The following is a 26,407-nucleotide window of genomic DNA, read 5'->3' on the forward strand; positions in this document are numbered from 1 at the left end:
AAAGGAAAAAGATACATCATGAGCGAAATTTTCACTTTAGGTATCGACGTAGGCTCTACAGCTTCCAAATGTATCATCCTGAAGGATGGCAAGGAGATCGTAGGTAAGTCTCTGATTGACGTTGGAGCAGGTACCAGCGGTCCAAGCCGTGCCATCGAGGCAGTTCTGGAAGATGCAGGCCTCAAGAAAGAAGATATGGCATTCACACTGGCTACCGGTTATGGACGTACATCTCTGATGGACGGAATTGCCGATAAGCAGATGAGTGAGCTGTCATGTCATGCAAAGGGCGCTTATTTCCTTTTCCCGAAGGTTCATACCGTAATTGACATCGGCGGTCAGGACGTGAAGGTTCTTCGCGTTGAGGACGGTGTCATGACAAACTTCCAGATGAACGATAAGTGTGCAGCCGGAACCGGAAGATTTCTGGATGTTATGGCTCGCGTTCTCGAAGTTGAGGTAAGTGATCTAGGCCGTCTTGGCGCTATGTCCAAGAAGCAGGTAGGAATCAGTTCCACCTGTACGGTTTTTGCAGAGAGTGAGGTTATAAGCCAGTTGTCGATGGGAACGGATAAATGTGATATCATTGCCGGTATTCATCGTTCAGTGGCTCATCGTGTCACGGGTCTTGCCCACCGAATCGGTGTAGTGCCGGATGTCGTTATGACAGGCGGTGTGGCTCAGAACCAGGGCGTAGTAGATGCGCTTGAGGCTGAGCTTGGCGTAAAGATTTGTACATCCCCGCTGACACAGTATAACGGCGCGCTTGGCGCAGCCCTGATGGCATATCAGGTAGCCAGCCGTCAGAAGTAACTAAGTTAATTTTTAAGAATGGAGGATAATTATTATGGCAAAACAAGTTAGTCCTGGTGTTCTTGCGCTTCGTAAAGTCGTAGATGACGTACACAAAGAGGCGCGTGAGGCCAAAGCAAGAGGCGAGTTAGTTGGATGGTCTTCTTCCAAATTCCCGTGTGAGCTTGCAGCAGCATTTGATTTACACGTTATGTATCCGGAGAACCAGGCAGCTGGTATCGCAGCTAACCGTTACGGTGAGCTGATGTGCCAGGCAGCTGAGGATCTTGGATATGACAACGATATCTGCGGTTACGCTCGTATCAGCCTTGCATATGCAGCTGGTGTACGTGTATCCCGTAAGTATGATCCGGAGACTGGTGAATACATCATCGATCCGAGCACAGGTAAACCATTAAAAGATGCTGACGGCAACGTAGTGATGGGTGAAGACGGAAAACCGAAGAAGGATCCGAAGACTCAGACTCCGTATCTGCAGCTGGACAACCTGCTTGAGATTGAAAAACTCCCGGATGGTCCGGAAAAAGAGAAACGTCTTGAGGCTATTTCTCCGATTCGTCAGATGCGTATTCCGCAGCCGGATTTCGTTCTTTGCTGCAACAACATCTGTAACTGTATGACAAAATGGTATGAGAACATCGCTCGTATGTGCAACATTCCGCTGATCATGATCGATATCCCGTACAACAATACAGTAGAAGTTCATGACGAGAATGTTAAATACGTTCGCGCTCAGTTCGACAAAGCGATCAAACAGCTGGAAGAGCTGACAGGCAAGAAGTTCGACGAGAAGAAGTTCGAGCAGGCTTGTGCAAACGCTAACCGTACCGCTAAGGCTTGGCTGAAAGTCTGTGATTTCCTGCAGTACAAACCGGCTCCATACAGTGGATTTGACCTGTTCAACCACATGGCAGACGTTGTAACTGCACGTGCTACTGTAGCTGCTGGTGATGCTTTTGAATTACTTGCAAAAGACCTGGAAGAGACAGTTAAGAAGGGTGAGACCACAACTCCGTTCCCGGAGAAATACCGTGTTATGTTCGAGGGTATTCCGTGCTGGCCGAAACTGCCGGCTCTGTTCAAACCGCTGAAGACCCACGGTGTAAACGTTACTGCCGTTGTATATGCTCCGGCATTTGGTTTCGTTTACAACAACATCGATGAGATGGCTCGTGCTTACTACAAAGCTCCGAACTCTGTCTGCATCGAGCAGGGTGTTGACTGGCGTGAAGGCATCTGCCGTGATAACAAGGTAGATGGCGTTCTGGTTCACTACAACAGAAGCTGTAAACCGTGGAGTGGTTACATGGCTGAGATGCAGCGTCGCTTTACTGCTGACCTGGGTATCCCGTGTGCTGGTTTCGACGGCGATCAGGCTGACCCGCGTAACTTCAATGCTGCTCAGTACGAGACTCGTGTAGAGGGTCTGGTTGAGGCAATGGAAGCAAATAAGCAGGCAAAGGAGGCTAAATAACCATGAGTGTTAACGCATTATTAGAAGAATTTAAGGTAAAAGCTGCAACTCCGAAGCAGCAGCTTGCTGAATATAAAGCTCAGGGCAAAAAAGTAGTTGGTGTTCTTCCTTACTACGCTCCGGAAGAGCTTGTATATGCCGCTGGTATCGTTCCGATGGGTATGTGGGGTTCCAACACTAAGACCATCAGCCGTGCAAAAGAGTACTGCGCTACTTTCTACTGCACCATCGCTCAGTTAGCTCTGGAGATGCTGCTGGATGGAACTATGGATCAGTTAGACGGTATTATCACACCTACTATCTGTGATACTCTTCGTCCGATGAGCCAGAACTTCCGTGTAGCTATGGGCGACAAGATGAAAGTTATCTTCTTAGCTCATCCGCAGAACCGTTTCGAAGAGTTTGGTCTTCAGTTCTGTATCGATCAGTACAACCATGTAAAAGCTGATCTGGAAGAGATCGCTGGAAGAAAGATTACTGATTCTGACATCCAGGATGCTATCGTTGTATACAACAAGAGCCGTGCAGCTCGCCGTGAGTTCGTAAAACTGGCTAACGAGCACTGTGATGTTATCACACCAACCAAACGTTCCGCAGTTCTGAAGGCATTCTACTTCATGGAGAAGCCGGAATACACTGCAAAGCTGAACGAGCTGAACGCAGAGCTGGCTAAACTTCCTGTCTGTGACTGGAAGGGAACCAAGGTTGTTACCTCCGGTATTATCTGTGATAATCCGAAGCTGCTTTCTATCTTCGAAGAGAACAACATCGCTATCGCTGCAGATGATGTAGCACATGAGACACGTTCCTTCCGTGTAGACGCTCCGGAAGACGAGCTGGATCCGGTTAGAGCACTGGCTAAACAGTTCGCTAACATCGATTACGAAGTACTTCTGTACGATCCGGAATCTGACAAGAACCGTCGTGGTGAGTTCGTAGCTAACATGGTTAAAGAGAGCGGCGCTCAGGGTCTGGTACTGTTTATGCAGCAGTTCTGTGATCCGGAGGAGATGGAGTATCCATACCTGAAGAAAGCTCTGAACGATGCAGGCGTTCCGCACATCAAACTGGGTATCGACCAGCAGATGAGAGACTTCGGTCAGGCAAGCACTGCTATTCAGGCATTCGCTGACGTTCTTGCACTTCAGAAATAATAGAAGATTCGTTTGGGAAACTGAATGATGAGATAGAAACGCCCCCGCAGGAGATTTTCTTGCGGGGGCGTTTGTTTGGTGCGCCTTGCGGCATACATTTATTTATTCCTTAGTGGAGTCAGAAGAACTATTATTTGCAATTTGCTCATCCGTCACAGACCCCTGGCGGTAGCCGCTGCCTGGTTCCTGTTTGGAGTTCTTCTTTGGAGCATCCGGCTTTTTGTCTCCGGAAGTAGAAGAGGTTTCTTTGGACGGACCGGAGCTTCCGGAATTGCTGTGGCTGCCGGAGCTTCCGTTGGAATTGCTGCTATCATCGCTGGAAGAATCTTCGGATGAGCCGGTGCTGGAGTCAGAGCTTCCGGAATCTGGCGTCCTGCTGGAGCTGGTGGCTGTTTTTTTCGTCTTTTTGGAGGAGCTGTTCTGGAAATCGTCCCAGCTTTCGTTATCGAATTCATTGGAAGCCGCGGTCTGGCGGCTCTGAGCGATGCCGTTTACCGTCCAGGCGCCGTCTGCGTTTACAGTGTAGCCGTCCGGTGTCGTGGTGGAGGTTAGAAGCCAGCCTTCGGCGTCGAAATAGTAGCATTCGCTGACGCCGTCCTGGTTGCCGTCGATCCAGCGCCAGCCATTTGCCGCCCAGGTGTTGTCACCGTTGTCGTACCACCAGCGGGCAGCATTGTCACCAGCTCCATTTTTCCAGCTTCCTGCCATCGCCGGGAAAGCGACGGAGAGGGAGAGAAGACCGGTTGTTAAGCCTGCTAAAAATAAGCGTTTATTAATCATAAAGTGAAATCTCCTTTATTTCTCCTGCTTAAATGTATGTCCCATATAATAGGATAATTCTGCCGCACTGTGGCGGACCTGATCCTGCAGGTGCAGAAGATGTGTGTCATCTTCAATACGGGAATACGGTGCGATGATTCCGACCGAAGCGGAAATGCGTCCGTCAATACCGTAAATGGGAGCACCGATCCCGACTGCATCCGGGACGTATTCGCCGTGGGAAACGGCAATGCCCTTCTCACGGATGGTGCGGAGTTCTTCTGCCAATTCTGCGGGATCCGCCTTTGGAAATGCCTCAGGACGGGTTAAGCGTGTGTCCAGATAGCGGCGGATGTATTCGTCGCTCTGGAAAGCCAGAAGCGCTTTGCGGATCGCACCGCAGTGCAGATCCATCTCATAGCCAAATTCTTCGACGACCTTGAGGTGGTTCGGACCGTCCGTTTTGTCAAGTACCAGTCCCTTGTCGCCAACCTGGATGATCAGATAGGAATCCTCACGGGTACAGTAGGAGAGGTTCTTGAGAATCGGAAGCGCCGCATCCTGAATCCGCACATTGTCAGCCGCCGCCCGACCGAGAGAGATGAGGGCGGGACCAAGCTGGTAGGTGTGCGCGTGTTCATCGCGGATCACGTATTTTTTTTCACAAAATGTCTGCAAAATCCGGTGGATTGTGCTGGGCGGAAGCCCGGTTGATTCGGAAAGTTCTGCGATGGAATATTTGTGGTTGGCTTCTTTTAAAAGTTCCAGAAGTTCCATCGCGCGGAGAAGACTTTGTATCATGCAAAGAATCCTCCTGTGTTATTCTGTGATTTCCTCAACCGTCACGGTTGTGCTGTCATCCGGGGCTGCGTCGGAATCTTCTTTCTCGGAAGAAGATTCGCCGTCCTCGGAAACCGGAGCATCTGCGCGGACGGTTTCTGTTTTGACTGGTTCTTCGGAAGAGACATCTGCATCAGCCGGAGCTTTTTCGCTTTCCTCAGAATGTTCAGAAGTTTCCTCTGGAGTCTCAGCCGGAGCTTCCTTTTTCTCCGGATTTAAGGAAACATAGCTGCGTTCGGAGGCAGCTGTATCAGAAGCCTTGGAAGCTTCTTTATCGCCGGCATCGTCAAAATCATCGAAATCATCTTCAAAGTCGTGGAAATCCTCATCCAGTTCCTTGTGGAATGATTTATACTGTAAGACGTAAGAAACACCAGCTGCTGCAGCGCCGACGATAGCTGCCAGTGTCAGTAATTTACCAAAATGTTTTTTTGCCATGGTTGATACTCCTCTCTATACGATTCGATATCCTTATTGTAATACGAAACGCCTAAAAAATAAAGGGAATCTTTTGTGAACAACGGGAAGTGTGTGAATCACGTGTTACGGGGTACGTATGCGTGAACAGTAACACAGGGGCGGTAATTATGTACAGGAAGCATGAGAAAAATGCTTGTTGTCATACCGGAAATCATGTAGAATAAAATTATATATTTGCTAGGTGGTGATAAAAATAAAATGATGAATTTGAATACAAAGATGACGGCGCAGGAATTGGAACAAATGATTGCACAGATGGAAAGGATATTTACGGTTGTACGTATTTTAGATAAAGATCTACTCCATAAGATGGACGTGAGGAACGGGGAACTCCGATCCGAGGACTGCAAATGCTATTCGTTCTGGGAAAAAGGAAAGAATTGTGAGAATTGTGCGGCACAGCGCGCGCTTGCGATGAAGGGACAGTGCATGAAGCTTGAATTTATCGGTCTGAAGATGTATCAGGTCATCGCGAAGTATCTGGAGGTGGATGGAGTTCCCTGTGTGGTGGAGATGATTTCCTGTCTGGATGATGAGACACTTCTTGACGCAGAGGGAAGAGAAGCACTCGTTAAGAAATTTGCACACTACAGGCGCGAGCTGTATGCGGATGCACTGACGAGGAGCTACAGCCGGAGATATTTTGAAGATCAGTTAAAAGAGCAGCGGATGGATGCCGGTATCGCGATGCTCGATCTGGATGATTTTAAGACCTACAATGATATATATGGGCATGTGGCGGGCGATAAAGTGCTGGTGACGGTGTCGGCGGCGATTATAAGCTGTATCCGTAAGACGGACCGCTTGGTGCGTTATGGCGGGGATGAATTCCTGCTTGTGATGCCGGGCATCAGTCTGGAGGCATTTGTTGAGAAGCTGCATCGGATACAGGATCTGATCTGCAACATGAGTGTTGAAGGATATCCGCAACTGAAATTGTCAGTCAGCATCGGCGGTACGCTGACGAACGGGGAGACAGTCGGGAAGGCGATGTGCCGGGCGGACGAATTTATGTATCAGGCGAAGACCTCCAAGAACATGATTGTGACTGAGAAAGATGGACAGTGGACACCGGAGGAGATCGTGGCAGCCGGGCGGCGCAATGCGAGTCGTTACCGCATTTTGATCGTGGACGATTCGGAGATGAACCGTATGATTCTCTCAGAAATGCTGAAAGGCGAATTCGAGATTCTGGAGGCAGAAAATGGTTCAGCATGTCTCGACATGCTGAACCGTTATGAGACGAAGATTTCCCTGATTCTTCTCGATATCGTCATGCCGGGGATGAACGGCTTCGGGGTTCTGGAATACATGAACCGCAACAACCTGATCGGGGATATCCCGGTTATCATGATTTCGGGCGAAGATTCGGGCGAGGTCATCAAGCAGGCGTATGAGTGGGGAGTTTCTGATTATATCAAGCGCCCGTTCGATATGGAGGTTGTACACCGGCGTGTCTTAAATACGATCAAATTGTATGCGAAACAGCGCCGCCTGGTGGCAATGGTGACGAACCAGGTTTTTGAGAAAGAGAAGAATAGCCGGATGCTGATCAGTGTTCTGAGCGAGATCGTGGAATTTCGAAATGGCGAGAGCGGTATGCACGTACTCAATATTAATATATTGACGACGATGATTCTGGAACAGCTCGTCAAGAAGACGGACAAATATCCCTTGTCCTGGTCGAACCGGATGCTGATCAGCACGGCATCATCCCTGCATGACATCGGAAAGATCGGAATTGACGAGAAGATTTTGAATAAACCGGGTCGTCTGACGCCGGAGGAGCGTAAGATCATGGAAAAACATACAGTGATCGGTGCGGACATGCTTGCGAATCTTCAGATGTATGAGGATGAGCCGCTGATGAAAGTGGCGTACCAGATCTGCCGTTGGCACCATGAGCGCTATGATGGAAAAGGATATCCAGATGGTCTAAAAGGGGAGGAGATCCCGATCTCAGCGCAGGTGGTGGCGCTGGCGGATGTGTATGATGCGCTGACAAGTGAGCGCGTCTATAAAAAGGCTTATTCTCATGAGGAGGCGGTGCAGATGATCTGCAACGGAGAGTGTGGTACATTTAACCCGCTCCTGCTTGAGTGCCTGTGTGAGATTCAGGATCCTATTAAAAAGGAGCTGCAGGAGGCAGCATACCGGAGTGAGATGAGTGATCCGGAGCGAAAAAATAAGAAATTTGAACATTATGACAATTCACAGAAGAAGTTTTTCGGCGCGGTGACGCAGGCGATTGAAAAAGAGTATGGAACTGCGGGCGAGGAGCTGAGCCGTATGAAAACTGAGGAAGAGAAATAACAGGAGGCTGTCATGACAATTCAGGAATGCTACAAAGAAATGGGCGGGGATTTTGAAGGAGTTCAGAAACGCTTTGGAGGTGTGGCGCTGGTGGAAAAATTTGCCATCAAGTTTCTGAGCGATTCCAGCTTTCAGGATCTGGAGGATGGATTAAAAGAAAAGGATGCGGAGAAAGCATTCCGCGCGGCACATACCCTGAAAGGAATCTGTCTGAACCTGGGCTTTGATGCCTTCTATGAGGTAAGCGCAGCGCTGACCGAAAAACTGAGAGGCAGAGAACTGACCGGATACGAGGCAGATTTTGCATCGGTAAAAGAGTGTTATGAGAAAACGGTTGCGGCGATTAAGGCATTTGAGGAGAGCAATTAATAGAACGGGGAGAAATGGAATATTTCAGTTCTCCCCGTAAAATTTACTAAAATTTTAGCACTCAACACTTGACGGTGCTAACAGAACGTGTTATAACATACTTCGTAAGAAGAAGATACATATCTGATTACGAAAGAAAAGCAATCAGATGGAATAAATTTGGATGGATAAGGAGGAGCCAATAATGAAGTTAACACCATTATTTGACAGAGTTGTATTAAAGCAGTTAGTTGCAGAGGAGACGACCAAATCAGGTATCGTTCTTCCGGGTCAGGCAAAAGAGAAACCGCAGCAGGCAGAGGTAATCGCGGTTGGTCCTGGCGGAGTGGTAGATGGAAAAGAAATCACGATGCAGGTAAAGGTTGGCGATAAAGTTATCTATTCGAAATACTCAGGCACAGAAGTTGAGCTGGACAATGAGAAATATGTCATTGTAAAACAGAATGATATTCTGGCTGTTATCGGTTAATCGATGGGCAGGATGTCTGGAAGACAGATGCTGATCGGAACGTTTATTCAAGAAAATTATGGAGGTTGATAACCATGGCAAAGGAAATTAAATATGGCGTAGAAGCCAGAAAAGCTCTGGAAGCGGGCGTAAATCAGTTAGCAGATACCGTAAGAGTTACATTAGGACCGAAAGGCAGAAACGTAGTTCTGGATAAATCCTTCGGCGCTCCGCTCATTACCAACGATGGTGTGACCATTGCGAAGGAGATCGAGCTGGCAGACCCGTTTGAGAACATGGGCGCACAGCTGGTGAAGGAAGTAGCAACCAAGACCAACGATGCAGCTGGTGATGGTACTACAACCGCAACCGTTCTGGCCCAGGCGATGATCAACGAAGGTATGAAGAACCTGGCAGCAGGTGCTAACCCGATCATCATGAGAAAGGGTATGAAGAAGGCCACAGATGCAGCCGTAGAGGCAATCAAAGGCATGAAGAAGGACGTTAAGAGCCAGGCAGATATCGCAAGAGTCGCTGCTATCTCTTCCGCTGATGAGGAAGTAGGTCAGATGGTAGCAGACGCGATGGAGAAGGTTTCCAAAGACGGCGTTATTACCATTGAAGAGTCCAAGACTATGAAGACTGAGCTTGATCTGGTAGAAGGCATGCAGTTTGACCGTGGCTATGTATCTGCATACATGGCAACTGATATGGAGAAGATGGAAGCCGTTCTGGACGATCCGTACATCTTAATTACCGATAAGAAGATCTCCAACATTCAGGAGATTCTGCCGCTGCTGGAACAGCTGGTACAGTCTGGTTCCAAGCTGCTCATCATCGCTGAGGACATTGAGGGCGAGGCGCTGACCACCCTGATTGTCAATAAGCTGAGAGGTACTTTCACCGTTGTTGGTGTGAAGGCTCCGGGTTACGGCGATAGAAGAAAAGAAATGTTAAAGGATATCGCAATCCTGACCGGCGGTACTGTTATTTCCGAGGAACTGGGACTTGAATTAAAGGATACCACCATGGATCAGCTTGGTCGTGCGAAATCCGTTAAGGTTCAGAAAGAGAACACCATCATCGTAGATGGCTGCGGCGATAAGAAAGCCATCGCAGACCGTGTGGCTCAGATTAAGGCTCAGATTGAGGAAACCACTTCTGATTTTGATCGTGAGAAACTGCAGGAGAGACTGGCTAAGATGGCTGGCGGCGTAGCTGTTATCCGTGTTGGTGCAGCGACCGAGGCTGAGATGAAGGAAGCTAAGATGCGTATGGAAGATGCCCTGTCCGCAGCAAAGGCAGCTGTTGAGGAAGGCATCATCGCAGGCGGCGGATCTGCATATGTTCACGCAGCAGCAGAAGTTCAGAAGGTAGTAGACGGACTGGAAGGCGACGAGAAGACCGGCGGCCGTATCGTCCTGAAAGCTCTGGAAGCTCCTCTGTTCCACATCGCAGCAAACGCAGGTCTGGAAGGCTCTGTTATCATCAACAAGGTAAAAGAGTCCCCGGTAGGCGTAGGTTACGATGCTTACAATGAGGAATACGTAGATATGGTAGAAGCAGGCATCCTGGATCCGGCAAAGGTAACCAGAAGTGCCCTGCAGAACGCAACCAGCGTTGCATCTACCCTGCTTACAACCGAGTCCGCAGTTGCCAACATCAAAGAAGATGCACCGGCAGGTCCGGCAGCAGGCGCTGGCATGGGCGGCATGATGTAAGTAAGAGAGCCGGAAAATGACGGAAGATGTTACATCAGAGATGCAGTATCGAATGTAGAAAATAAAAATGGTAATTTATAGAAAGAATCTCTGACAGGCAGCTGCCAGGGGAGAGAAGGACTGCTATGCGAAGGTGTGGCAGTCCTTCTTTTTGGGTGAAAAAATTGGCAGGGAAATGAGGCTAAGGATGACTGCATTATTAATACTTATCTGATTGACATTATTTATAAGACACACTAATTAAATAGCGTAAGTAAATTCTATCGTCAACCCCTTTATTCTCCGGTTGACATATTTCAAAAAACTTGCTAAAATCAATTATTAACATCAGACAGTTTTCAATGTCCGGTGTTTAAAATTTACGAAAGTGAGGGTAATATAATGGGTAAGATTATTGGCGATGGCATTACATTTGATGATGTCCTGCTTGTGCCGTCCTATTCTGAGGTTATTCCGAATCAGGTAAACCTGACGACACATCTGACCAAGAAGATTCAGCTGAACATCCCCCTGATGAGTGCCGGCATGGATACGGTTACAGAGCACCGCATGGCGATTGCAATGGCAAGACAGGGTGGAATTGGTATTATTCACAAGAACATGTCGATCGAGGCGCAGGCTGAGGAGGTCGATAAAGTAAAACGTTCTGAGAATGGTGTAATCACTGACCCGTTTTATTTATCCCCAGAGCATACATTAAAGGATGCGGATGAGCTGATGGGCAAGTTCCGGATTTCCGGTGTTCCGATCACAGAGGGAAGAAAACTGGTTGGTATTATCACAAACCGTGACCTCAAGTTCGAGGAAGATTTCTCCAAGAAGATTAAAGAGTGCATGACTTCTGAGCATCTGGTTACCGCTCCGGAGGGCATCACCCTGACGGAGGCAAAGAAGATTCTTGCCAAGGCACGTGTCGAGAAGCTTCCGATCGTGGACAAGGATTTTAACCTCAAGGGTCTTATTACTATCAAGGATATTGAGAAACAGATCAAGTATCCGTTCTCTGCAAAGGATGCACAGGGACGTCTGCTCTGCGGTGCGGCAGTAGGTATCACTGCAAACGTGCTGGATCGTGTGGAAGCCCTGGTGAAAGCAAAAGTAGACGTAGTTGTTCTCGACTCTGCACATGGACATTCTGAAAATGTTCTTCACTGTGTCAGAATGATCAAGGAAGCATATCCGGATCTGCAGGTAATAGCAGGTAACGTAGCGACCGGAGAGGCGACAAAAGCTCTCATCGAGGCAGGCGTTGACGCGGTCAAGGTTGGTATCGGACCGGGTTCCATCTGTACGACCCGTGTCGTAGCAGGTATCGGCGTTCCGCAGATCACCGCTGTTATGGACTGCTACGCAGTTGCCAAAGAGTACGGCATTCCGATCATCGCAGACGGCGGTATCAAGTATTCTGGCGATCTGACGAAGGCGATCGCAGCAGGCGGCAGCGTCTGCATGATGGGTTCCATGTTTGCAGGATGCGATGAGAGCCCGGGAACTTTTGAGCTGTACCAGGGAAGAAAATACAAAGTATACCGCGGCATGGGTTCCATCGCAGCGATGGAGAACGGCAGCAAGGATCGTTACTTCCAGAGCGATGCGAAGAAACTCGTTCCGGAGGGTGTAGAAGGACGTGTTGCATACAAGGGAATGGTAGAAGATACCGTATTCCAGATGCTCGGCGGTCTGCGTGCTGGTATGGGTTACTGCGGCGCATCGGATATTCCGACTCTTCAGGAGACCGGACGTTTCATCAAGATTTCCGCAGCATCCTTAAAAGAGAGCCATCCGCATGATATCCACATCACAAAAGAGGCTCCGAACTACAGCGTGGATGAATAAAAATTGGATAGCATAAGCAATCGATAAGATTGTAAACGATATAAAAGCGGCGTTTCTGCTTCAGCAGGGATGCCGCTTTTTTGGCGGGTTACTGTTCACGCATACGTGCCCAGTAACGGAATTTGCCGTGGCTTCGCATTTAAATACGGCAAATTCCTGTTGTCACCACGTTTTCTTACGGCACTTTCGGTTCCAAAAGTGCCTACCCGTGAACAGTAACTTTGGCGGATTCTTTTTCTCAAACTCTTGTGAAAAAACCGGGGATACGGTATAATGATACATTAGAATAGTAGAAATATAACAATTATGCAGGAAAGACTGTGGATATTCAGAAAACGATTGCAGCGGATTACGAAAGGGATATTTGCGATACCGAGGCAGCAAATCGGGCGTATCAGACGGATAGAAACAGGTAACAGGAGGATTAGTATGACCAGAAGAGAACTGAGAGAACATTGCTTTAAGCTGCTTTTCTGTGCGGATTTTTACCCGACGGATGAGATGCAGGAGCAGGTGGATGTATATTTTACAGAGCCGAAAGAGGAGGACGATGTTCCGAGCGGAATCGGCGATATCATCCATAATCCGATGTTAGACACCTTTGACGGCGGATACGTAAAGAGCAAGGTTGAGAAGATTCTGGATGTGCTTCCGGAGCTTGACAAGGCAATCGATGGGGTTGCACAGGGATGGACTACCCGCCGTATGGGCAAGGTGGAACTGACGATCCTGCGCCTGGCATTATACGAGATCAAGCACGATGACGATGTACCGGAGAAGGTAGCGATCAATGAGGCGGTCGAGCTGGCGAAGAAGTTCGGCGGCGATGATTCACCGGCATTTATCAACGGCATTTTAGCGAAGCTGGTATAAGCGATGGCTGGCGTATATTCGGTTTCGCAGGTTAATGCATACATTAAAAATATGTTCGCACAGGACTTTGCCCTGAACCGGATTTCGGTCAAGGGCGAGGTTTCTAACTGCAAATATCATACGTCCGGTCATATTTATTTTACCTTGAAAGACGGTCTGGGAGCGATGCAGGCAGTTATGTTTGCCAGTAGGCGGAAGGGACTTACGTTCCGTCTGGAAGAAGGACAGCAGGTGGTCGTCAAGGGCAGTATCGAAGTGTATGAGCGGGATGGAAGATACCAGCTCTATGCCAGCGAGATCACGCTGGACGGCACGGGCGATTTATTCCGGCGCTTTGAAAAACTGAGAAATGAATTAGAAGAAATGGGGATGTTTTCCCCGGAATATAAAACGCCGATCCCAAAGTATGCAAAAACGGTCGGTATCGTGACGGCTAGCACCGGCGCAGCAATCCGGGATATTATCAATATCTCGGGACGGCGGAACCCTTACGTGCAGCTTGTCCTCTGCCCGACACTGGTGCAGGGAGCAGGGGCAGCGCCGAGTATCGTGCGGGCGATCCAGACCCTGGATGCGCTGCATCTGGATGTGCTGATCGTCGGGCGCGGAGGCGGTTCGATTGAGGATCTGTGGGCGTTCAATGAGGAGAGTGTGGCGCGGGCGATTTTTGCGTGCCGGACGCCGGTAATCTCGGCGGTCGGGCATGAGACAGACGTTACGATCGCGGACTATGTGGCGGATCTGCGTGCCCCGACTCCTTCGGCGGCGGCAGAACTGGCGGTTTTTGATTACCACCTGTTTGAGCAGCAGTGCATTGCGGCGGCACAGCAGATGACGAAGCGGATGGAGCAGAAGGCGGAGCAGTATGCCTATCGCCTGGAGCAGTTTCGTCTGCGCCTGCAGCTTCACAGTCCGCAGAGCCAGTTAAATGAGAGACGGCAGTATCTGGAAGATGCGAGAGTTAAGATGGCGCGCCAGATGGAGAAAAAGGTGTCCGATCTGCGCCATCGTCTGGAACTGGTGTGCAGCCGGATGGATGGTCTCTCCCCGTTAAAAAAGATAAGCGGCGGATATGGGTTCGTGACGGATGCAGATGGAAAACGTGTGGAGACAGTGACAGGATTGCAAGCTGGGGATACGCTGACCGTCCGTCTGCCAGATGGACGCGTGGAGGCGGAGATCCGGGAGGTTTATCAGGAAAACCTGCCTGGGTAAAAAAGTGGTTCATTGTGTTGCGTGTGAATCATAACAGAAAGATTTGAGAACACGTTTTATTTCAGGAAAGGAACCTATTAAATAAAACAGGAGGCAGGATCGATGGCAGAAAATAAGGAAGAACTTTCGATCGAGGAAATGTTTGACCGTCTGGATGGCATTATGCGGACGCTGGAGGACAGCCGCAGCACGCTGGAAGAATCGTTTGCGTCGTATGAGGCGGGAATGCGTCTGGTCCGCGCTTGCAGTGAAAAGATAGATAAGGTTGAAAAACAGATTATGGTCGTAAACGGCGAGGAGACGGAGGCGTGACAGAGATGGAAAATGCAAAGGAACGGCTGGCACAGGCAGTCAAGGAAGCGGAAGAGATTGTATATTCTTATCTTCCGGCAGAGGAAGGGCATCAGAAAACGATCTTTGAAGCGATGAATTACAGCGTGAAGGCAGGCGGCAAACGCCTTCGTCCGATTCTGATGCGTGAGGTATACCGTCTGTTTGGCGGTCAGGGAAAAGAGATTGAGCCGCTGATGGCGGCGATCGAGATGATTCATACATCTTCCCTGATTCATGACGATCTTCCATGTATGGACAATGACGAGTACCGCCGTGGAAAAAAGACGACCTGGGTTGCATATGGGTATGATATGGCAGTTCTGGCGGGAGATGCCCTTCTGATCTACGCGATCGAGACGGCGGCAAAGACATTTGCGATGACGCCGGATGCGGCAAAGGTGGGACGTTGTATCCAGATTTTATCCGAAAAAACGGGTATTTACGGCATGATCGGCGGTCAGACGGTGGATGTGGAACTGACGAATCAGCCGATTCCGAAGGATAAGCTGGATTTTATCTACCGTTTAAAGACGGGAGCACTTTTGGAGGCTTCGATGGTGATCGGAGCCGTGATGGCGGGCGCGAGCGAAGCTGAGTGCGGGACAGTAGAGCGTATGGCGGCGGCGATCGGTCTGGCGTTCCAGATCCAGGATGATATTCTCGACGTTACCAGCAGCCAGGAGGTGCTTGGAAAACCGGTTCTGAGCGATGAGAAAAACAATAAAACCACTTATGTGACATTGGAGGGAATCGAGAAATCGAAGCATGATGTCAAACAGCTTTCGGAGACGGCGGTTGATATTCTCTATTCCCTGCCTGGAAAGAATGAATTCCTCGAAGAGCTGATCGAGATGCTGGTCAGCCGTGAAAAATAAAAAATCCAATCGAAGACCGGGGACGACAGCGGATGTGGAAAACGGTTTGGGGGATGAAAGAATGGTATTAGATACGATAAAAGGACCGGAGGATGTAAAACGGTTGAGCGAGGAAGAACGCAAGGAGCTGGCGGCGGAAATCCGCGAGTTTCTGATCGAGACGACAAGCCGGACAGGCGGTCATTTGGCGTCCAATTTAGGCGTGGTGGAACTGACGATTGCAATGTTCTGCGCGCTGAATCTTCCGAAGGATAAGATTATTTGGGATGTAGGGCACCAGTCCTATACGCACAAGATTTTAAGCGGGCGGAAGGATAATTTTGATGGGCTGCGCCAGTATGGGGGCTTGAGCGGTTTCCCGAAGCGGAAGGAAAGCCCGTTTGATGCGTTCGACACGGGACACAGCTCGACTTCGATTTCGGCGGGGCTTGGTATGGCACAGGGGCGCGATCTGCTGGGCGAGGATTATTCGATCGTTTCCGTCATCGGGGACGGCGCGCTGACCGGCGGTATGGCGTATGAGGCGCTCAACAATGCGGGACGGCTCAAGACGAATTTTATTATTGTTTTAAATGATAATAATATGTCCATTTCGGAAAATGTCGGCGGTATGTCGCGGTATCTGAATAATCTTCGTGCAGATGAGGGCTACAATCTGTTGAAGAAGAATGTGGCGGGCACGTTATCGCGTATCCCGATGATCGGTTCGGATCTGGTCGGCACGCTGCTCCGGACAAAGAACAGCATCAAGCAGCTTCTGATTCCGGGCATGTGGTTTGAAAATATGGGAATCACGTATTTGGGACCGGTGGATGGACATGATATTAAGGGGTTGATCCGTATTTTCAGCGAGGCGAAAAAGATCAACCGCGCGGTACTGATCCATGTGATTACGAAAAAGGGCAAGGGATACCGTCCGGCGGAGAAGAATCCGTCGGCATTTCACGGAGTTGAACCATTTGATATTGAAACGGGAAAACCGCTCCGGAAAAAGGAACATCCGGGCTATACAGATGTATTTTCCAGAGAAATCTGCCGTCTGGCAGCGGAAAATCCGAAGATCGTGGCGGTGACAGCGGCGATGCCGGATGGAACGGGGCTCAAACGGTTCTCGAAAGAATATCCGGACCGCTTTTTCGATGTGGGAATCGCGGAGGAACACGCGGTTACCTCGGCGGCAGGTATGGCGGCAGCCGGTCTGAAACCGGTGGTGGCGGTGTATTCGTCCTTTTTACAGAGGGCATATGATCAGGTCATTCACGATGTCTGTATCCAGAATCTTCCGGTTGTGTTCTGCGTGGATCGCGCGGGACTGGTCGGAAGCGATGGGGAGACGCATCAGGGTATTTTTGATCTGACATTTCTCTCCTCTGTGCCGAATATGAGTGTGATGGCGCCGAAGAACCGCTGGGAACTGGAAAAGATGCTGCAGTTTGCCATCTCCTACGATGGACCGATTGCGATCCGTTATCCGAGGGGCGAGGCGTACCGGGGCTTGAAAGAATTTCTGGCACCGGTCGAGTATGGCGTCAGCGAGATGTTGTATGAGGAGAGAGGGACGGCGCTTCTGGCAGTCGGAAGCATGGTCAGCACGGCAGAGCATATCCGGGAGAAATTAAAGAGTGCCGGGCAGCCGTGTACGCTGGTCAACGGGCGGTTTGTGAAACCGATGGATACCGACGTGATCGACCATCTGGCTGGAACGCATCATACGATCGTGACACTGGAGGAAAATGTCCTGCGCGGCGGTTACGGCGAGCGGGTGACGGATTATGTACAGAAGCATTATCCGCAGATCAAGGTAGTTAATATAGCGCTGCCGGATGCCTACGTCGAACACGGAAATGTGTCGGTGCTCCGGAATGAGCTGGGAATTGACAGTGATTCGATTCTGGCGCAGCTGAAACGTGAAGGTGTGCTGCAGACTGACGCGGAAGCATGATGGGAAACAAAAGAGTGGCAGCAGCGGAAGGAAGAACATAGAATGAAAGAACGGTTAGATGTACTTCTCGTCAAGAGAGGTCTGGCAGAATCCCGTGAGAAGGCGAAAGCGATCATCATGTCCGGGATTGTATATGTAGAAGATCAGAAAGAAGACAAGGCGGGTACGACCTTCGATGAAAATGCGAAGATCGAGGTACGTGGATCTACCTTAAAATATGTGAGCCGCGGAGGTCTGAAACTGGAGAAGGCGATGACGCATTTCGGAGTGACGCTGGATCAAAAGGTCTGTATGGATGTCGGCGCGTCCACAGGCGGATTTACCGACTGTATGCTGCAGAATGGCGCGGTCAAGGTGTTTTCGGTCGATGTAGGACATGGACAGCTGGCGTGGAAACTTCGCAATGATCCGCGTGTGGTCTGCATGGAGAAGACAAACATCCGTTATGTGACACCGGAGGATATCGGCGAGCCGGTAGATTTCTCTTCGATCGACGTTTCCTTTATTTCCCTGACGAAGGTTTTAGGTCCGGTCAAGGAGATTTTAAGCCCGGGCGGCGAGGTGGTTGCATTGATCAAGCCGCAGTTCGAGGCGGGACGTGAGAAAGTCGGAAAGAAGGGCGTTGTCCGCGAGAAGAGCACGCATCTGGAGGTCATTCAGATGGTGATGGCATATGCGGCAGAGATCGGTTTTGAGATCCGGAATCTGGAATTTTCCCCGATCAAGGGACCGGAGGGAAATATCGAGTATCTCCTGTATCTGCATAAACCGGAGCAGGCATCGGAGGAAACTGTGACTGGTGAGGAAGCACTTGCAAAAGCGGAAAAAGAGTGTCCGGTTTCACCGGAACAGGTTGTTGAGGAAGCTCACATGGAGTTAGACAAAACATGAGAAATTTCTATCTGATTGTAAACCGCGAAAAGCCGCGCGTAGAGGAGGCCGCCGATCTGATTTGCAGCTTTTTTGCAGAGCAGGGCTGCCGCTGCATTCGCCTGGACCGTCACGACGGGCTTCGACGGGATGTTGGGGTGATACCGGCGTATCGCTATACGGATCGTCGGACCGTGCCGGAGGACACAGACTGTGTGATCTGTCTGGGCGGTGATGGAACGTTGATTCAGGCGGCGCGTGATCTGGCGGGACGGAAGATTCCACTGTTTGGCATCAATATGGGGCATCTGGGGTATCTGACGCAGATTGGGCATGAGGAGGACATTCTGCCTGCCATGCGGGATCTGATGGAAGATCACTACCGTCTGGAAAGTCGGATGATGATCAAGGGGTGCGTGATTTCTGGCGGGAAGGTTGTTATGGAGGATATCGCCCTGAATGATATTGTCCTGAACCGTATGGGAATTGATGCGTTCCGGTTTGAGCTGGCTGTCAATGGACAGCTGTTTAACGAATATTCGGCGGACGGCATGGTGGTTGCGACCCCGACCGGTTCGACGGCATACAACCTGTCAGCGGGCGGTCCGATCGTGGCGCCGGAGGCGGAACTGCTGGTATTGACGCCTCTCTGCCCGCATTCACTCAATTCGCGCAGCATCGTTCTGCCGCCGGATAGCCATTTGAGTCTGCGGATTCAGACGACCGGGCGGACGAAGGTTTCGCTGAGCTTTGACGGCGATACGGTGGTTGATATTGAGCCGGGTGATACAATCGAGATAGCAAAATCAGAGATCGAGACGACATTGATACAGCTCAAACAGGTGCCATTTTTGGAAAATATACGGAACAAAATGAAACAGATATAAAAGGAGTCAGAGCCATGAAAATGGAACGTCACAGCAAGATTGTGGAATTGATTGGAAAATATGAGATTGAAACGCAGGAAGAGCTGGCGGAATATCTGAATAAAGAGGGATACAATGTCACGCAGGCAACGGTTTCCAGGGATATCCGGGAGTTAAAGCTGTCTAAGATCCAGACAGAAAACGGCGGACAGAAATATGCGGTTTTCCATCCTCAGACGGCGTTCAATGATAAATATACCCGTATTCTGCACGATAGCTTCGTTTCCATGGATATGGCGCAGAACATCCTTGTCATCAAGACGGTGTCAGGCATGGCGATGGCAGTCGCGGCAGCGCTCGACGCCATCCATTTTTCAGAGATTGTCGGCTGCATCGCCGGGGACGATACGGTCATGTGTGCAGTCCGTACGGTGGACGATACGATCGTGCTGATGGACAAGATCCGCAAGCTGATTGCGGGATGAGGGAAGGTGGGTTCACGCATTTTTTGCGGGAACCGCTGATAAGGAGGAACGGAAAGCGGATGCTTTATCATTTACGAGTGAAAAATCTGGCTCTGATCGATTCGGCGGAGGTGGAGTTCGGGGACGGACTCAACATTCTGACCGGTGAGACGGGAGCCGGAAAATCGATCATCATCGGTTCGGTCCAGATCGCGCTGGGCGGAAAAGCACCGAAAGAGATGATCCGCCGGGGCTGCGACAGCGCCTACATTGAACTGGTTTTTTCCATCGATGATGAGAGAAAGCGCGAGCAGCTGAAGGAACACGATGTTTACCCTGATGAAGAGGGAATTTTAATCATTTCTAAGAAAATCACACCGACCCGGAGCATCAGTCGCATCAACGACGAGACGGTAACGGCTGCAAGGCTGCGGGAGATCACGGGTCTTCTGATCGATCTGCACGGACAGCATGAACACCAGTCGCTGGTGAATGCGTCAAAACATCTGGAAATCCTCGATGCGTATGGCGGGGAGAAACTTCTCCCATTCAAACAGAATACGGAAGCTGCCTATCGCTTGTATATGCAGTTAAAACAGAAATGTGCCGCATTTGCATCCGATCAGGAGACGAGACTGCGGGAGATGGATTTCTGCCGGTTTGAGATCGAAGAGATTGAAAATGCCGCGTTAAAGGATGGCGAAGAGGAAAAGGTGGCAGCCGATTTTAAGCGGTTTTCCAATGCCAGACGGATCGCTGAGAGTCTTTCACAGGCATATGGCGCGGTGTCCGGCGATGCGGTGTCGCGGGCGTTCCGTGAGATCGATGGTGCGATGGCATTTGACGAGGGATTGAAGGGGATCCGTGACGAGCTGTGCGATGTAGATTCCCTTCTTTCGGATCTTTCCAGGGAGATCGCCGGATATATGGACGATATGACCTTTGACGAAGCGGCATTTCGGGAGACACAGGAGCGGCTTGACCTGATCCGGAGCCTGGAAACCAAGTATGGGAAGACGATCCCGGAGGTACTTCAGGCGTTGGAAGAAAAGAAAGCGCGACTGCAGGAACTGGAGAATTACGATGAACTTCGGGAACAGGCGGAAAAAGAACTGGAACAGGCGGAAGCAGTACTGAAAGAACATTCCGAGGCATTGTCAGCAGCGCGTAAGCAGTTTGCCGGGGAGCTGGTGGAGAAGATCGCAGACGGGCTTCGGGAACTGAATTTCCTTGATGTGCAGTTTGAGATGGAGTTTAGGCGGCTGGATCATTTCACGGCGGGCGGTATCGACGAGCCGGAATTCCTGATTTCCACGAATCCGGGCGAACCGGTTCGGCCGCTCGGTATGGTGGCGTCCGGCGGTGAGCTGTCGCGTATCATGCTGGCAATCAAGACGGTGCTGGCGGAGACCGATCAGGTTCCAACGTTGATTTTTGATGAGATTGACACCGGTATCAGCGGGCGGACTGCACAGATGGTATCGGAGAAGCTGCGGATCCTCTCCAAATGCCGTCAGGTCATCTGCATCACGCACCTGCCGCAGATCGCGGCGATGGCGGACCAGCACTTCGAGATCCGCAAATCCGCGTCCGATGGACGGACGGCAACCTCCATCCGCGCCTTAGACCGCGAGGCGATGGTGGACGAGCTTGCGAGACTTCTGGGCGGCGCAGAGATCACCGAGACCGTGCGGCAGAATGCGGAGGAGATGAAGAAGCTGGCAAAGAAGCGGAAGCTGGAGGTGTGATTATAAATCAAATATAAGATTCAGATTCAGAAAAATGTCGCGTAAGGCGGCATTTTTTTGATCCCCAGATATCAATTAGGTCGAAGTTTGACCGTTTGCGTCGAAGTGGTTTTGGAATAGATGCATATATGATAAAGTTAAAATAGAAAGTATTGGGGATAAAAATAAGAACGGCAGAAATCTTAACTGGAACAAAGACATTTCAAAAAGCAAAAACATGTATTTATAATACGGATGGAATGCCCGTTTATGTGGATATTCCGACCGAATATGGAAAAACATGGTTGAAGGATCTGGTCACAGGAAATGCATCCTTTTTTGATCCTGTAGCAGTCAGAAGGTTGAACAAGATAAAAACAAAGAAAACCACACAAAATCAACTGTGTAAAATATAAATGTGCTATAAATGTGTAATGAATCATTATTGCACAAAAATACAAGGCATGATAGAAGCCTCCGTTTTTCTGGGATTTTGTTTTATATTGTCAGAAAAACAGGACGACATAATATGTATTATGTGGCACATAAGGGGAATACAGAAATAAGCAGAGGTATTTCTTTTTCAAAAATGCTGGATTTTACTGAATTTTTCAAAATCCCTGCAACTCATAAGTTTATAAAATTATGCTGATATGCTTCTAAGGGATTGATTTTTTTGTCTTTAGATGGTAGCATTATGTTGATTATAAAAACAGGAGGAGACCGCGCACCACATAATACATATTATGTGCTACAGGGGGAGTATATGGGACGTGAAAACCTCGTTGGGATGAAGTTCGATCATCTTCTGGTTTTAAAAAGAGATGATACGAGGAAAAGCATACATTCCTACTGGCTTTGTCAATGCGACTGCGGAACTATATGTTCTGTAGCCGGGACGCATCTGAAGACAGGACACACCAAAAGTTGCGGCTGCTATCGAAAAAGAAAACAGGTACACGGCTGGCTGGATCTGACAGGCAAGCGCTATGGACGCCTACAGGTTCTTGGTCCGTGGGAGAAATATTCTCCTCTTTTAGAGGTGGTAAAAGAAGGCGGGGCTTCTGCAGAGGGAGGCAAACTGGCAGCCCAGGGAGACCTGTGGTTCTGCCAATGTGACTGTGGCAAGCTTTGTGTCTGTCAGAAAGAAAACCTGCGCTTGGGAAAAACCAGAAGCTGTGGCTGCCTTAGGCAGGCACAGAGAAAAGTAAATATGCGCAAATCCATCCATTTTGCAGAAAATACCTGTCTGGAGCGGATCGCGAGCCGGAAAGAGGCAGTGAACAACACCAGTGGACACCGAGGTGTATACCGGAGAGAAAATGAAAAATGGCGTGCCAGCATCGGGTTCCAGGGAAAAGTTTATAACCTTGGGACATTTGTGGACTATGAGGATGCAGTAAAAGCCAGATTGGAAGCAGAGAAAAAGTATTATGACACATTTTTAGAGCAATATCAGAACAGGACGAAGTAGGTGGACAGCAAAAAACGATGGTGTAAGCTGTCTATTTCGCGTGTATTCAGATAGAAAAATGACTGACTAAGGAGAGAAGTGCAATGGCGCGCAAAACGCAGAGAAGACCGGACAAGATAGAGCTGGGTGTGGTGGATATCCATACGCACGTGCTCCCGGGGATAGATGATGGGGCAGAGAAAATGGCACTCAGTTACCGGATGCTTCGGAGATCTTATAAGCAGGGCGTCCGGAAGGTGATAGCCACCCCACACTATGTAGCGTATCACTGGCGGACAAAACCGCAGCAGATACAAGAGCTTATGGAGAAGTTGGCGGCTCGTGTCCAGAAGGCGATGCCCGATCTTGAACTCTACCGGGGGCAGGAAATCCAATACTTCGAAGGCATGGTCGAGATGCTCCGGGAAGGAAAGCTTCTGACACTGGCGGGCAGCCGGTACGTGCTGACCGAGTTTCTGCCGACATCCTCCTGGAGCCAGATTGAGCGCGCTGTCCGGGAGCTGACGATGGCGGGCTATCTGCCTGTGCTGGCACATATCGAGCGGTACCAGTGTCTGCGGGAAAAAGGACGCCTGGAAGAGCTAATGAAGGAAGGCGCGTATCTCCAGATGAACTACGGAAGCCTCACGAAACTGAGCCATTTCTGGAAAATAAGGGAGCGCCTGGACCGGAGGTGGTGCCGCCGGACACTTCTAGCCGGTTACATCAGTTTCCTGGGAACCGACATGCATGGCAACCGCCACCGGGTTCCCAACAGTGCGAAAGCCATCGCATGGATCCGGAAAAAGGGAGGCAGTGAGCTTGCCAGACAGCTGTCGATCGAAAATCCGGAAAAGATCATACTGGATGAGAAATTGTAAAAGAATAGATGTTTGCGAAAAAATGCAAATGTTTTTCGAAATCACGCGGTTACAGAACATTGACAGATTCCGTTACCGGGCACGTATGCGTGAACCGTAACATTGTAACAATGTCTGACAGATAAAAACAATACGAAAAGGGAAAAGGAAGGTATGGAAAAGAGAAAAAATCAAGGACAAGAATGGGAAGACGAGGAAGTAATTGATCTGGGTGAAATCTTTTATGCATTACTCCGGAAACTCTGGGTCATCATTGCAGTGGCGGTGCTCGGAGCCGGAATCGGCGGAGCATACAGCTATTTTCTGCTCACACCGCAGTACAGCTCAACGGCGAAGATTTATGTACTGACGAAAGAGACAACGCTGACCTCGTTAGCCGATCTGCAGATCGGCACGCAGCTGACACAGGATTACAAGACGATCATCACCGGTCGTTCCGTTATGGAAGAGGTGGTTGATAAGCTTCATCTTGATATGGATTATAAAAAACTGGTCAGAAAAATTAAGGTGGAGAACCCGTCGGATACTCGTATTTTAAACATTTCTGCACTGGATCCGGATGCGGAGATGGCAAAAAAAATTGTCGATATGACCGCAAAGGTGGCATCCGACTATGTCGGCGAGATCATGGAAATGACGCCGCCGAAACTCATCGAGAGCGGTGAGGTGGCAAACCAGAAAACCAGCCCGAGCAATACGAAAAACGCGCTAATCGGCGCACTGATTGCCGCAGTGATCGTGTGCGGATACATTACACTGACGGTTACCCTGAATGATACCATCCGTTCGGAAGATGATGTGGAGAAATATCTGGAACTGCCGGTACTGGCAACGATTCCAGAGAGCAAGATCCACGGACGGGGCGAGAAGAAGGTAAAACGTACCTCTGGTATCTGGGATATCATCAATCCATTTGCCGGAAAAGATAAGAAGGAAAGGTAGGAGACCATGGCAATTCAGAACGGATTCATCCAGATCATACAGGATGAGAAAAGAGATTATCAGTATGAGGAAGCAATGAAGACACTCCGTACCAACATCCAGTTTTCCGGAAATGGGCTCAAGGTCATCATGCTGACCAGTACAATGCCGGATGAAGGAAAGAGTGAGACCTCCTCCCAGCTTGCGATCTCGATGGCACAGACCGAGGGACGCGTGTTATTTATCGATGCGGATATCCGTAAATCCGTGCTGGTATCCCGTTTCGGGGTCGGACAGCAGATTTACGGACTGACACAGTACCTGACCGGGCAGCGGCTTTTAGGGGAGGTTCTGTATCACACGAACCTGCCGAACCTGGATATCATTTTCTCCGGTCCGATGGCACCGAACCCGGCAGAGCTTCTGAGCGAGGATGCATTTAGTAAGCTGATCGCGTGGGCGAGAAATGAGTACGACACGATCATCATCGATACGCCGCCGCTCGGAAGTGTCATTGACGGTGCGATCATAGCACAGCGCTGCGACGGAGCGATCCTGGTAGTCGAGAGCGGTGCGCTTAGCTACCGTCTGGTGCAGAAAGCCAAAAGCCAGCTGGAGCGGACCGGCTGCCGGATTCTCGGCGCGGTGCTGAACCGTGTGGACATGGCAGGCAGCGGCTACTATCACAGATACTATGGTAAATATTCGAAATATACAAAATATTATGAAAACGAGCCAGTCAAATGAGAAAGCAGAAAATGATCCGGTGGATCGCCTGGGCGGTGGCAGGAATCGCCTGTGTAGCGGGCGGCATTCATGTTTATCAGAAATATCAAGAAAGAGAAGCGGCAATTCGTGCGATTGAAGCCCGTGATCAGGCAAAAAGTCAGGAGGAAGAAGACCTTGCAAATGGAATTTTGACCTGGAATGGCAAAAAATACCGCCGCAACACGGCGATGCGGGCGATTCTCTGCATAGGTGTTGATACCAAGGGGGAGATGGAAGCCCAGAACGTCGCCGGAAAAGGCGGAGACGCCGATGCACTCTTTTTAGTGGCGCAGGACGCTGCCAAGGATGTGGCACAGATTGTGTTAATTCCGAGAAATACGATGACAGAGATCGAGGTTTTTGATTATTTTGGAAACCCAATCGGAACCGAGACGAAGCAGCTGACACTTGCCTATGCGTTCGGGGACGGACGCGAAAAAAGCTGTGAGCTGACAGTGGGAGCGCTTTCTAAGCTGCTATTTGGACTTCAGATAGACGGATACTTTGCCGTCAATATGGACTCCATCCCCTATTTTAACGACGCGGTCGGCGGCGTACCCATCACGGTTGAAGATGAGATGGTCGCAGAGAAATATCCTGACGATTTCAAGATGGGAGAAACCGTCACTCTGCTCGGTGACCTGACGGAGAAATACGTCCGGTTCCGAGATATCAACGAAGATGGTTCTGCTACAGTGCGCCTGCACCGTCAGAAAGGATATCTGAAATCCTTTATTCAGAGAGCCAAAGAAAGCCAGACAGCGGATAAAACAACGATTACGCGCCTGGTAGATGGCATCCAGGAAAAGGCGATCACCAATATGGCAAAAGACCAGTACATGGACATGGGACTTGCAATGTTAAACAGCCCGAAAACCATGGAGGACGGCGATTTTATCGAGCTGTCGGGAGAAATTTATCAGGGTAAATTCGAAGAATTTTATCCGGATATGGATGAGTTAAAAGAGATTGTTATCAATCTTTTTTATAAAGAAAAAGCTTAAAAGGCGCA

General features: G+C 49.7%; 25 protein-coding genes. 22 read left to right on the forward strand and 3 right to left on the reverse strand.

Translation table 11 applies throughout. The features are described from left to right. Positions 1-18 precede the first annotated feature (18 nt). From hgdC to hgdB, 3 genes are read left to right on the forward strand one after another with little or no spacing between them, the layout of a single operon-like run. Entirely contained in the window at positions 19-813 is a 795-nt protein-coding gene (gene hgdC / locus DW720_RS08380; protein WP_107000303.1) for a (R)-2-hydroxyglutaryl-CoA dehydratase activase HgdC, read from the forward strand. A gap of 34 nt (positions 814-847) precedes the next feature. Next, positions 848-2,287 carry a (R)-2-hydroxyglutaryl-CoA dehydratase subunit alpha gene (gene hgdA, locus DW720_RS08385; RefSeq protein WP_107000302.1) on the forward strand — a complete coding sequence of 480 codons (1,440 nt, stop codon included), beginning with the start codon at positions 848-850 and terminating at the stop codon, positions 2,285-2,287. Between the two features lie 2 nt (positions 2,288-2,289). Beyond that, positions 2,290-3,441, forward strand: a complete 1,152-nt coding sequence (gene hgdB / locus DW720_RS08390) for a (R)-2-hydroxyglutaryl-CoA dehydratase subunit beta (protein WP_107000301.1) — start codon at positions 2,290-2,292, stop codon at positions 3,439-3,441. A gap of 102 nt (positions 3,442-3,543) precedes the next feature. On the opposite strand, the gene DW720_RS08395 is transcribed toward hgdB, so the two are convergent. The 3 genes from DW720_RS08395 to DW720_RS08405 are packed head-to-tail and all read right to left on the reverse strand — an operon-like array spanning position 3,544 to position 5,478. Then, positions 3,544-4,221, reverse strand: a complete 678-nt coding sequence (locus DW720_RS08395) for a choline-binding protein (protein WP_118467961.1) — start codon at positions 4,219-4,221, stop codon at positions 3,544-3,546. Between the two features lie 15 nt (positions 4,222-4,236). Next, positions 4,237-5,001: an IclR family transcriptional regulator gene (locus DW720_RS08400; protein WP_107000299.1), complete on the reverse strand. Its 765-nt coding sequence runs from the start codon at positions 4,999-5,001 to the stop codon at positions 4,237-4,239. A gap of 18 nt (positions 5,002-5,019) precedes the next feature. Beyond that, on the reverse strand, positions 5,020-5,478 hold the full coding sequence (locus DW720_RS08405) for a hypothetical protein (RefSeq protein WP_107000298.1): 459 nt from the start codon (positions 5,476-5,478) through the stop codon (positions 5,020-5,022). Positions 5,479-5,718: 240 nt separating this feature from the next. On the opposite strand from DW720_RS08405, the gene DW720_RS08410 reads away from it, so the two are divergent. The 19 genes from DW720_RS08410 (at position 5,719) to DW720_RS08500 (ending at position 26,399) form a co-directional block, all read left to right on the forward strand. Next, complete coding sequence (locus DW720_RS08410) at positions 5,719-7,833, forward strand: diguanylate cyclase (protein ID WP_333523619.1); 2,115 nt, start codon at positions 5,719-5,721, stop codon at positions 7,831-7,833. 12 nt (positions 7,834-7,845) lie between these two features. Then, a complete protein-coding gene (locus DW720_RS08415) occupies positions 7,846-8,202 on the forward strand; it encodes an Hpt domain-containing protein (RefSeq protein ID WP_107000297.1) in 357 nt (118 codons plus the stop codon). 184 nt (positions 8,203-8,386) lie between these two features. Beyond that, positions 8,387-8,671 carry a co-chaperone GroES gene (locus DW720_RS08420; protein ID WP_022359940.1) on the forward strand — a complete coding sequence of 95 codons (285 nt, stop codon included), beginning with the start codon at positions 8,387-8,389 and terminating at the stop codon, positions 8,669-8,671. 74 nt (positions 8,672-8,745) lie between these two features. After that, positions 8,746-10,371 carry a chaperonin GroEL gene (groL, locus tag DW720_RS08425; protein ID WP_022359939.1) on the forward strand — a complete coding sequence of 542 codons (1,626 nt, stop codon included), beginning with the start codon at positions 8,746-8,748 and terminating at the stop codon, positions 10,369-10,371. 381 nt (positions 10,372-10,752) lie between these two features. Beyond that, a complete protein-coding gene (gene guaB / locus DW720_RS08430; RefSeq protein WP_022359938.1) occupies positions 10,753-12,207 on the forward strand; it encodes an IMP dehydrogenase in 1,455 nt (484 codons plus the stop codon). 429 nt (positions 12,208-12,636) lie between these two features. Beyond that, entirely contained in the window at positions 12,637-13,080 is a 444-nt protein-coding gene (gene nusB, locus DW720_RS08435) for a transcription antitermination factor NusB (RefSeq protein ID WP_107000295.1), read from the forward strand. A 3-nt stretch (positions 13,081-13,083) separates the two neighbouring features. Then, the gene (xseA, locus tag DW720_RS08440) at positions 13,084-14,295 is read left to right on the forward strand and encodes an exodeoxyribonuclease VII large subunit (protein WP_118749517.1); all 1,212 of its coding nucleotides are present in this window, start codon (positions 13,084-13,086) and stop codon (positions 14,293-14,295) included. Positions 14,296-14,397: 102 nt separating this feature from the next. Then, on the forward strand, positions 14,398-14,607 hold the full coding sequence (xseB, locus tag DW720_RS08445) for an exodeoxyribonuclease VII small subunit (protein WP_022359935.1): 210 nt from the start codon (positions 14,398-14,400) through the stop codon (positions 14,605-14,607). A 5-nt stretch (positions 14,608-14,612) separates the two neighbouring features. Next, on the forward strand, positions 14,613-15,503 hold the full coding sequence (locus DW720_RS08450; protein WP_118749544.1) for a polyprenyl synthetase family protein: 891 nt from the start codon (positions 14,613-14,615) through the stop codon (positions 15,501-15,503). Between the two features lie 61 nt (positions 15,504-15,564). Next, positions 15,565-17,445: a 1-deoxy-D-xylulose-5-phosphate synthase gene (gene dxs, locus DW720_RS08455; protein WP_118293819.1), complete on the forward strand. Its 1,881-nt coding sequence runs from the start codon at positions 15,565-15,567 to the stop codon at positions 17,443-17,445. Between the two features lie 42 nt (positions 17,446-17,487). Continuing rightward, on the forward strand, positions 17,488-18,336 hold the full coding sequence (locus tag DW720_RS08460; RefSeq protein WP_118293818.1) for a TlyA family RNA methyltransferase: 849 nt from the start codon (positions 17,488-17,490) through the stop codon (positions 18,334-18,336). Continuing rightward, on the forward strand, positions 18,333-19,202 hold the full coding sequence (locus DW720_RS08465; protein ID WP_117796395.1) for an NAD(+)/NADH kinase: 870 nt from the start codon (positions 18,333-18,335) through the stop codon (positions 19,200-19,202). The genes DW720_RS08460 and DW720_RS08465 overlap by 4 nt, the downstream gene beginning before the upstream one ends. A 14-nt stretch (positions 19,203-19,216) precedes the next feature. After that, positions 19,217-19,666 carry an arginine repressor gene (gene argR / locus DW720_RS08470; protein WP_022359930.1) on the forward strand — a complete coding sequence of 150 codons (450 nt, stop codon included), beginning with the start codon at positions 19,217-19,219 and terminating at the stop codon, positions 19,664-19,666. Positions 19,667-19,725: 59 nt separating this feature from the next. Next, positions 19,726-21,393, forward strand: coding sequence for a DNA repair protein RecN (gene recN, locus DW720_RS08475; RefSeq protein WP_118749518.1), 1,668 nt, complete (start codon positions 19,726-19,728; stop codon positions 21,391-21,393). Between the two features lie 745 nt (positions 21,394-22,138). After that, positions 22,139-22,846 carry a hypothetical protein gene (locus tag DW720_RS08480; protein WP_118749519.1) on the forward strand — a complete coding sequence of 236 codons (708 nt, stop codon included), beginning with the start codon at positions 22,139-22,141 and terminating at the stop codon, positions 22,844-22,846. An 83-nt stretch (positions 22,847-22,929) separates the two neighbouring features. Continuing rightward, positions 22,930-23,706 carry a CpsB/CapC family capsule biosynthesis tyrosine phosphatase gene (locus DW720_RS08485; RefSeq protein WP_118293816.1) on the forward strand — a complete coding sequence of 259 codons (777 nt, stop codon included), beginning with the start codon at positions 22,930-22,932 and terminating at the stop codon, positions 23,704-23,706. A gap of 153 nt (positions 23,707-23,859) precedes the next feature. Then, positions 23,860-24,648: a Wzz/FepE/Etk N-terminal domain-containing protein gene (locus DW720_RS08490; RefSeq protein WP_118293815.1), complete on the forward strand. Its 789-nt coding sequence runs from the start codon at positions 23,860-23,862 to the stop codon at positions 24,646-24,648. 6 nt (positions 24,649-24,654) lie between these two features. Beyond that, entirely contained in the window at positions 24,655-25,374 is a 720-nt protein-coding gene (locus tag DW720_RS08495; RefSeq protein WP_118293814.1) for a CpsD/CapB family tyrosine-protein kinase, read from the forward strand. Continuing rightward, complete coding sequence (locus DW720_RS08500) at positions 25,371-26,399, forward strand: LCP family protein (RefSeq protein ID WP_118293813.1); 1,029 nt, start codon at positions 25,371-25,373, stop codon at positions 26,397-26,399. Before DW720_RS08495 ends, DW720_RS08500 begins: the two co-directional genes overlap by 4 nt. The last annotated feature ends 8 nt before the right edge of the window (positions 26,400-26,407 follow it).

The organism is Clostridium sp. AM27-28, assembly GCF_003480955.1.
Lineage (GTDB): Bacteria > Bacillota > Clostridia > Lachnospirales > Lachnospiraceae > Otoolea > Otoolea fessa.

Bases quoted from the DNA above. Each gene is read 5' to 3' on its own strand.
- hgdC (WP_107000303.1), top strand. From the start codon at position 19: ATGAGCGAAATTTTCACTTTAGGTATCGACGTAGGCTCTACAGCTTCC.
- hgdA (WP_107000302.1), top strand. From the start codon at position 848: ATGGCAAAACAAGTTAGTCCTGGTGTTCTTGCGCTTCGTAAAGTCGTA.
- hgdB (WP_107000301.1), top strand. From the start codon at position 2,290: ATGAGTGTTAACGCATTATTAGAAGAATTTAAGGTAAAAGCTGCAACT.
- DW720_RS08395 (WP_118467961.1), bottom strand. From the start codon at position 4,221: ATGATTAATAAACGCTTATTTTTAGCAGGCTTAACAACCGGTCTTCTC.
- DW720_RS08400 (WP_107000299.1), bottom strand. From the start codon at position 5,001: ATGATACAAAGTCTTCTCCGCGCGATGGAACTTCTGGAACTTTTAAAA.
- DW720_RS08405 (WP_107000298.1), bottom strand. From the start codon at position 5,478: ATGGCAAAAAAACATTTTGGTAAATTACTGACACTGGCAGCTATCGTC.
- DW720_RS08410 (WP_333523619.1), top strand. From the start codon at position 5,719: ATGATGAATTTGAATACAAAGATGACGGCGCAGGAATTGGAACAAATG.
- DW720_RS08415 (WP_107000297.1), top strand. From the start codon at position 7,846: ATGACAATTCAGGAATGCTACAAAGAAATGGGCGGGGATTTTGAAGGA.
- DW720_RS08420 (WP_022359940.1), top strand. From the start codon at position 8,387: ATGAAGTTAACACCATTATTTGACAGAGTTGTATTAAAGCAGTTAGTT.
- groL (WP_022359939.1), top strand. From the start codon at position 8,746: ATGGCAAAGGAAATTAAATATGGCGTAGAAGCCAGAAAAGCTCTGGAA.
- guaB (WP_022359938.1), top strand. From the start codon at position 10,753: ATGGGTAAGATTATTGGCGATGGCATTACATTTGATGATGTCCTGCTT.
- nusB (WP_107000295.1), top strand. From the start codon at position 12,637: ATGACCAGAAGAGAACTGAGAGAACATTGCTTTAAGCTGCTTTTCTGT.
- xseA (WP_118749517.1), top strand. From the start codon at position 13,084: ATGGCTGGCGTATATTCGGTTTCGCAGGTTAATGCATACATTAAAAAT.
- xseB (WP_022359935.1), top strand. From the start codon at position 14,398: ATGGCAGAAAATAAGGAAGAACTTTCGATCGAGGAAATGTTTGACCGT.
- DW720_RS08450 (WP_118749544.1), top strand. From the start codon at position 14,613: ATGGAAAATGCAAAGGAACGGCTGGCACAGGCAGTCAAGGAAGCGGAA.
- dxs (WP_118293819.1), top strand. From the start codon at position 15,565: ATGGTATTAGATACGATAAAAGGACCGGAGGATGTAAAACGGTTGAGC.
- DW720_RS08460 (WP_118293818.1), top strand. From the start codon at position 17,488: ATGAAAGAACGGTTAGATGTACTTCTCGTCAAGAGAGGTCTGGCAGAA.
- DW720_RS08465 (WP_117796395.1), top strand. From the start codon at position 18,333: ATGAGAAATTTCTATCTGATTGTAAACCGCGAAAAGCCGCGCGTAGAG.
- argR (WP_022359930.1), top strand. From the start codon at position 19,217: ATGAAAATGGAACGTCACAGCAAGATTGTGGAATTGATTGGAAAATAT.
- recN (WP_118749518.1), top strand. From the start codon at position 19,726: ATGCTTTATCATTTACGAGTGAAAAATCTGGCTCTGATCGATTCGGCG.
- DW720_RS08480 (WP_118749519.1), top strand. From the start codon at position 22,139: ATGGGACGTGAAAACCTCGTTGGGATGAAGTTCGATCATCTTCTGGTT.
- DW720_RS08485 (WP_118293816.1), top strand. From the start codon at position 22,930: ATGGCGCGCAAAACGCAGAGAAGACCGGACAAGATAGAGCTGGGTGTG.
- DW720_RS08490 (WP_118293815.1), top strand. From the start codon at position 23,860: ATGGAAAAGAGAAAAAATCAAGGACAAGAATGGGAAGACGAGGAAGTA.
- DW720_RS08495 (WP_118293814.1), top strand. From the start codon at position 24,655: ATGGCAATTCAGAACGGATTCATCCAGATCATACAGGATGAGAAAAGA.
- DW720_RS08500 (WP_118293813.1), top strand. From the start codon at position 25,371: ATGAGAAAGCAGAAAATGATCCGGTGGATCGCCTGGGCGGTGGCAGGA.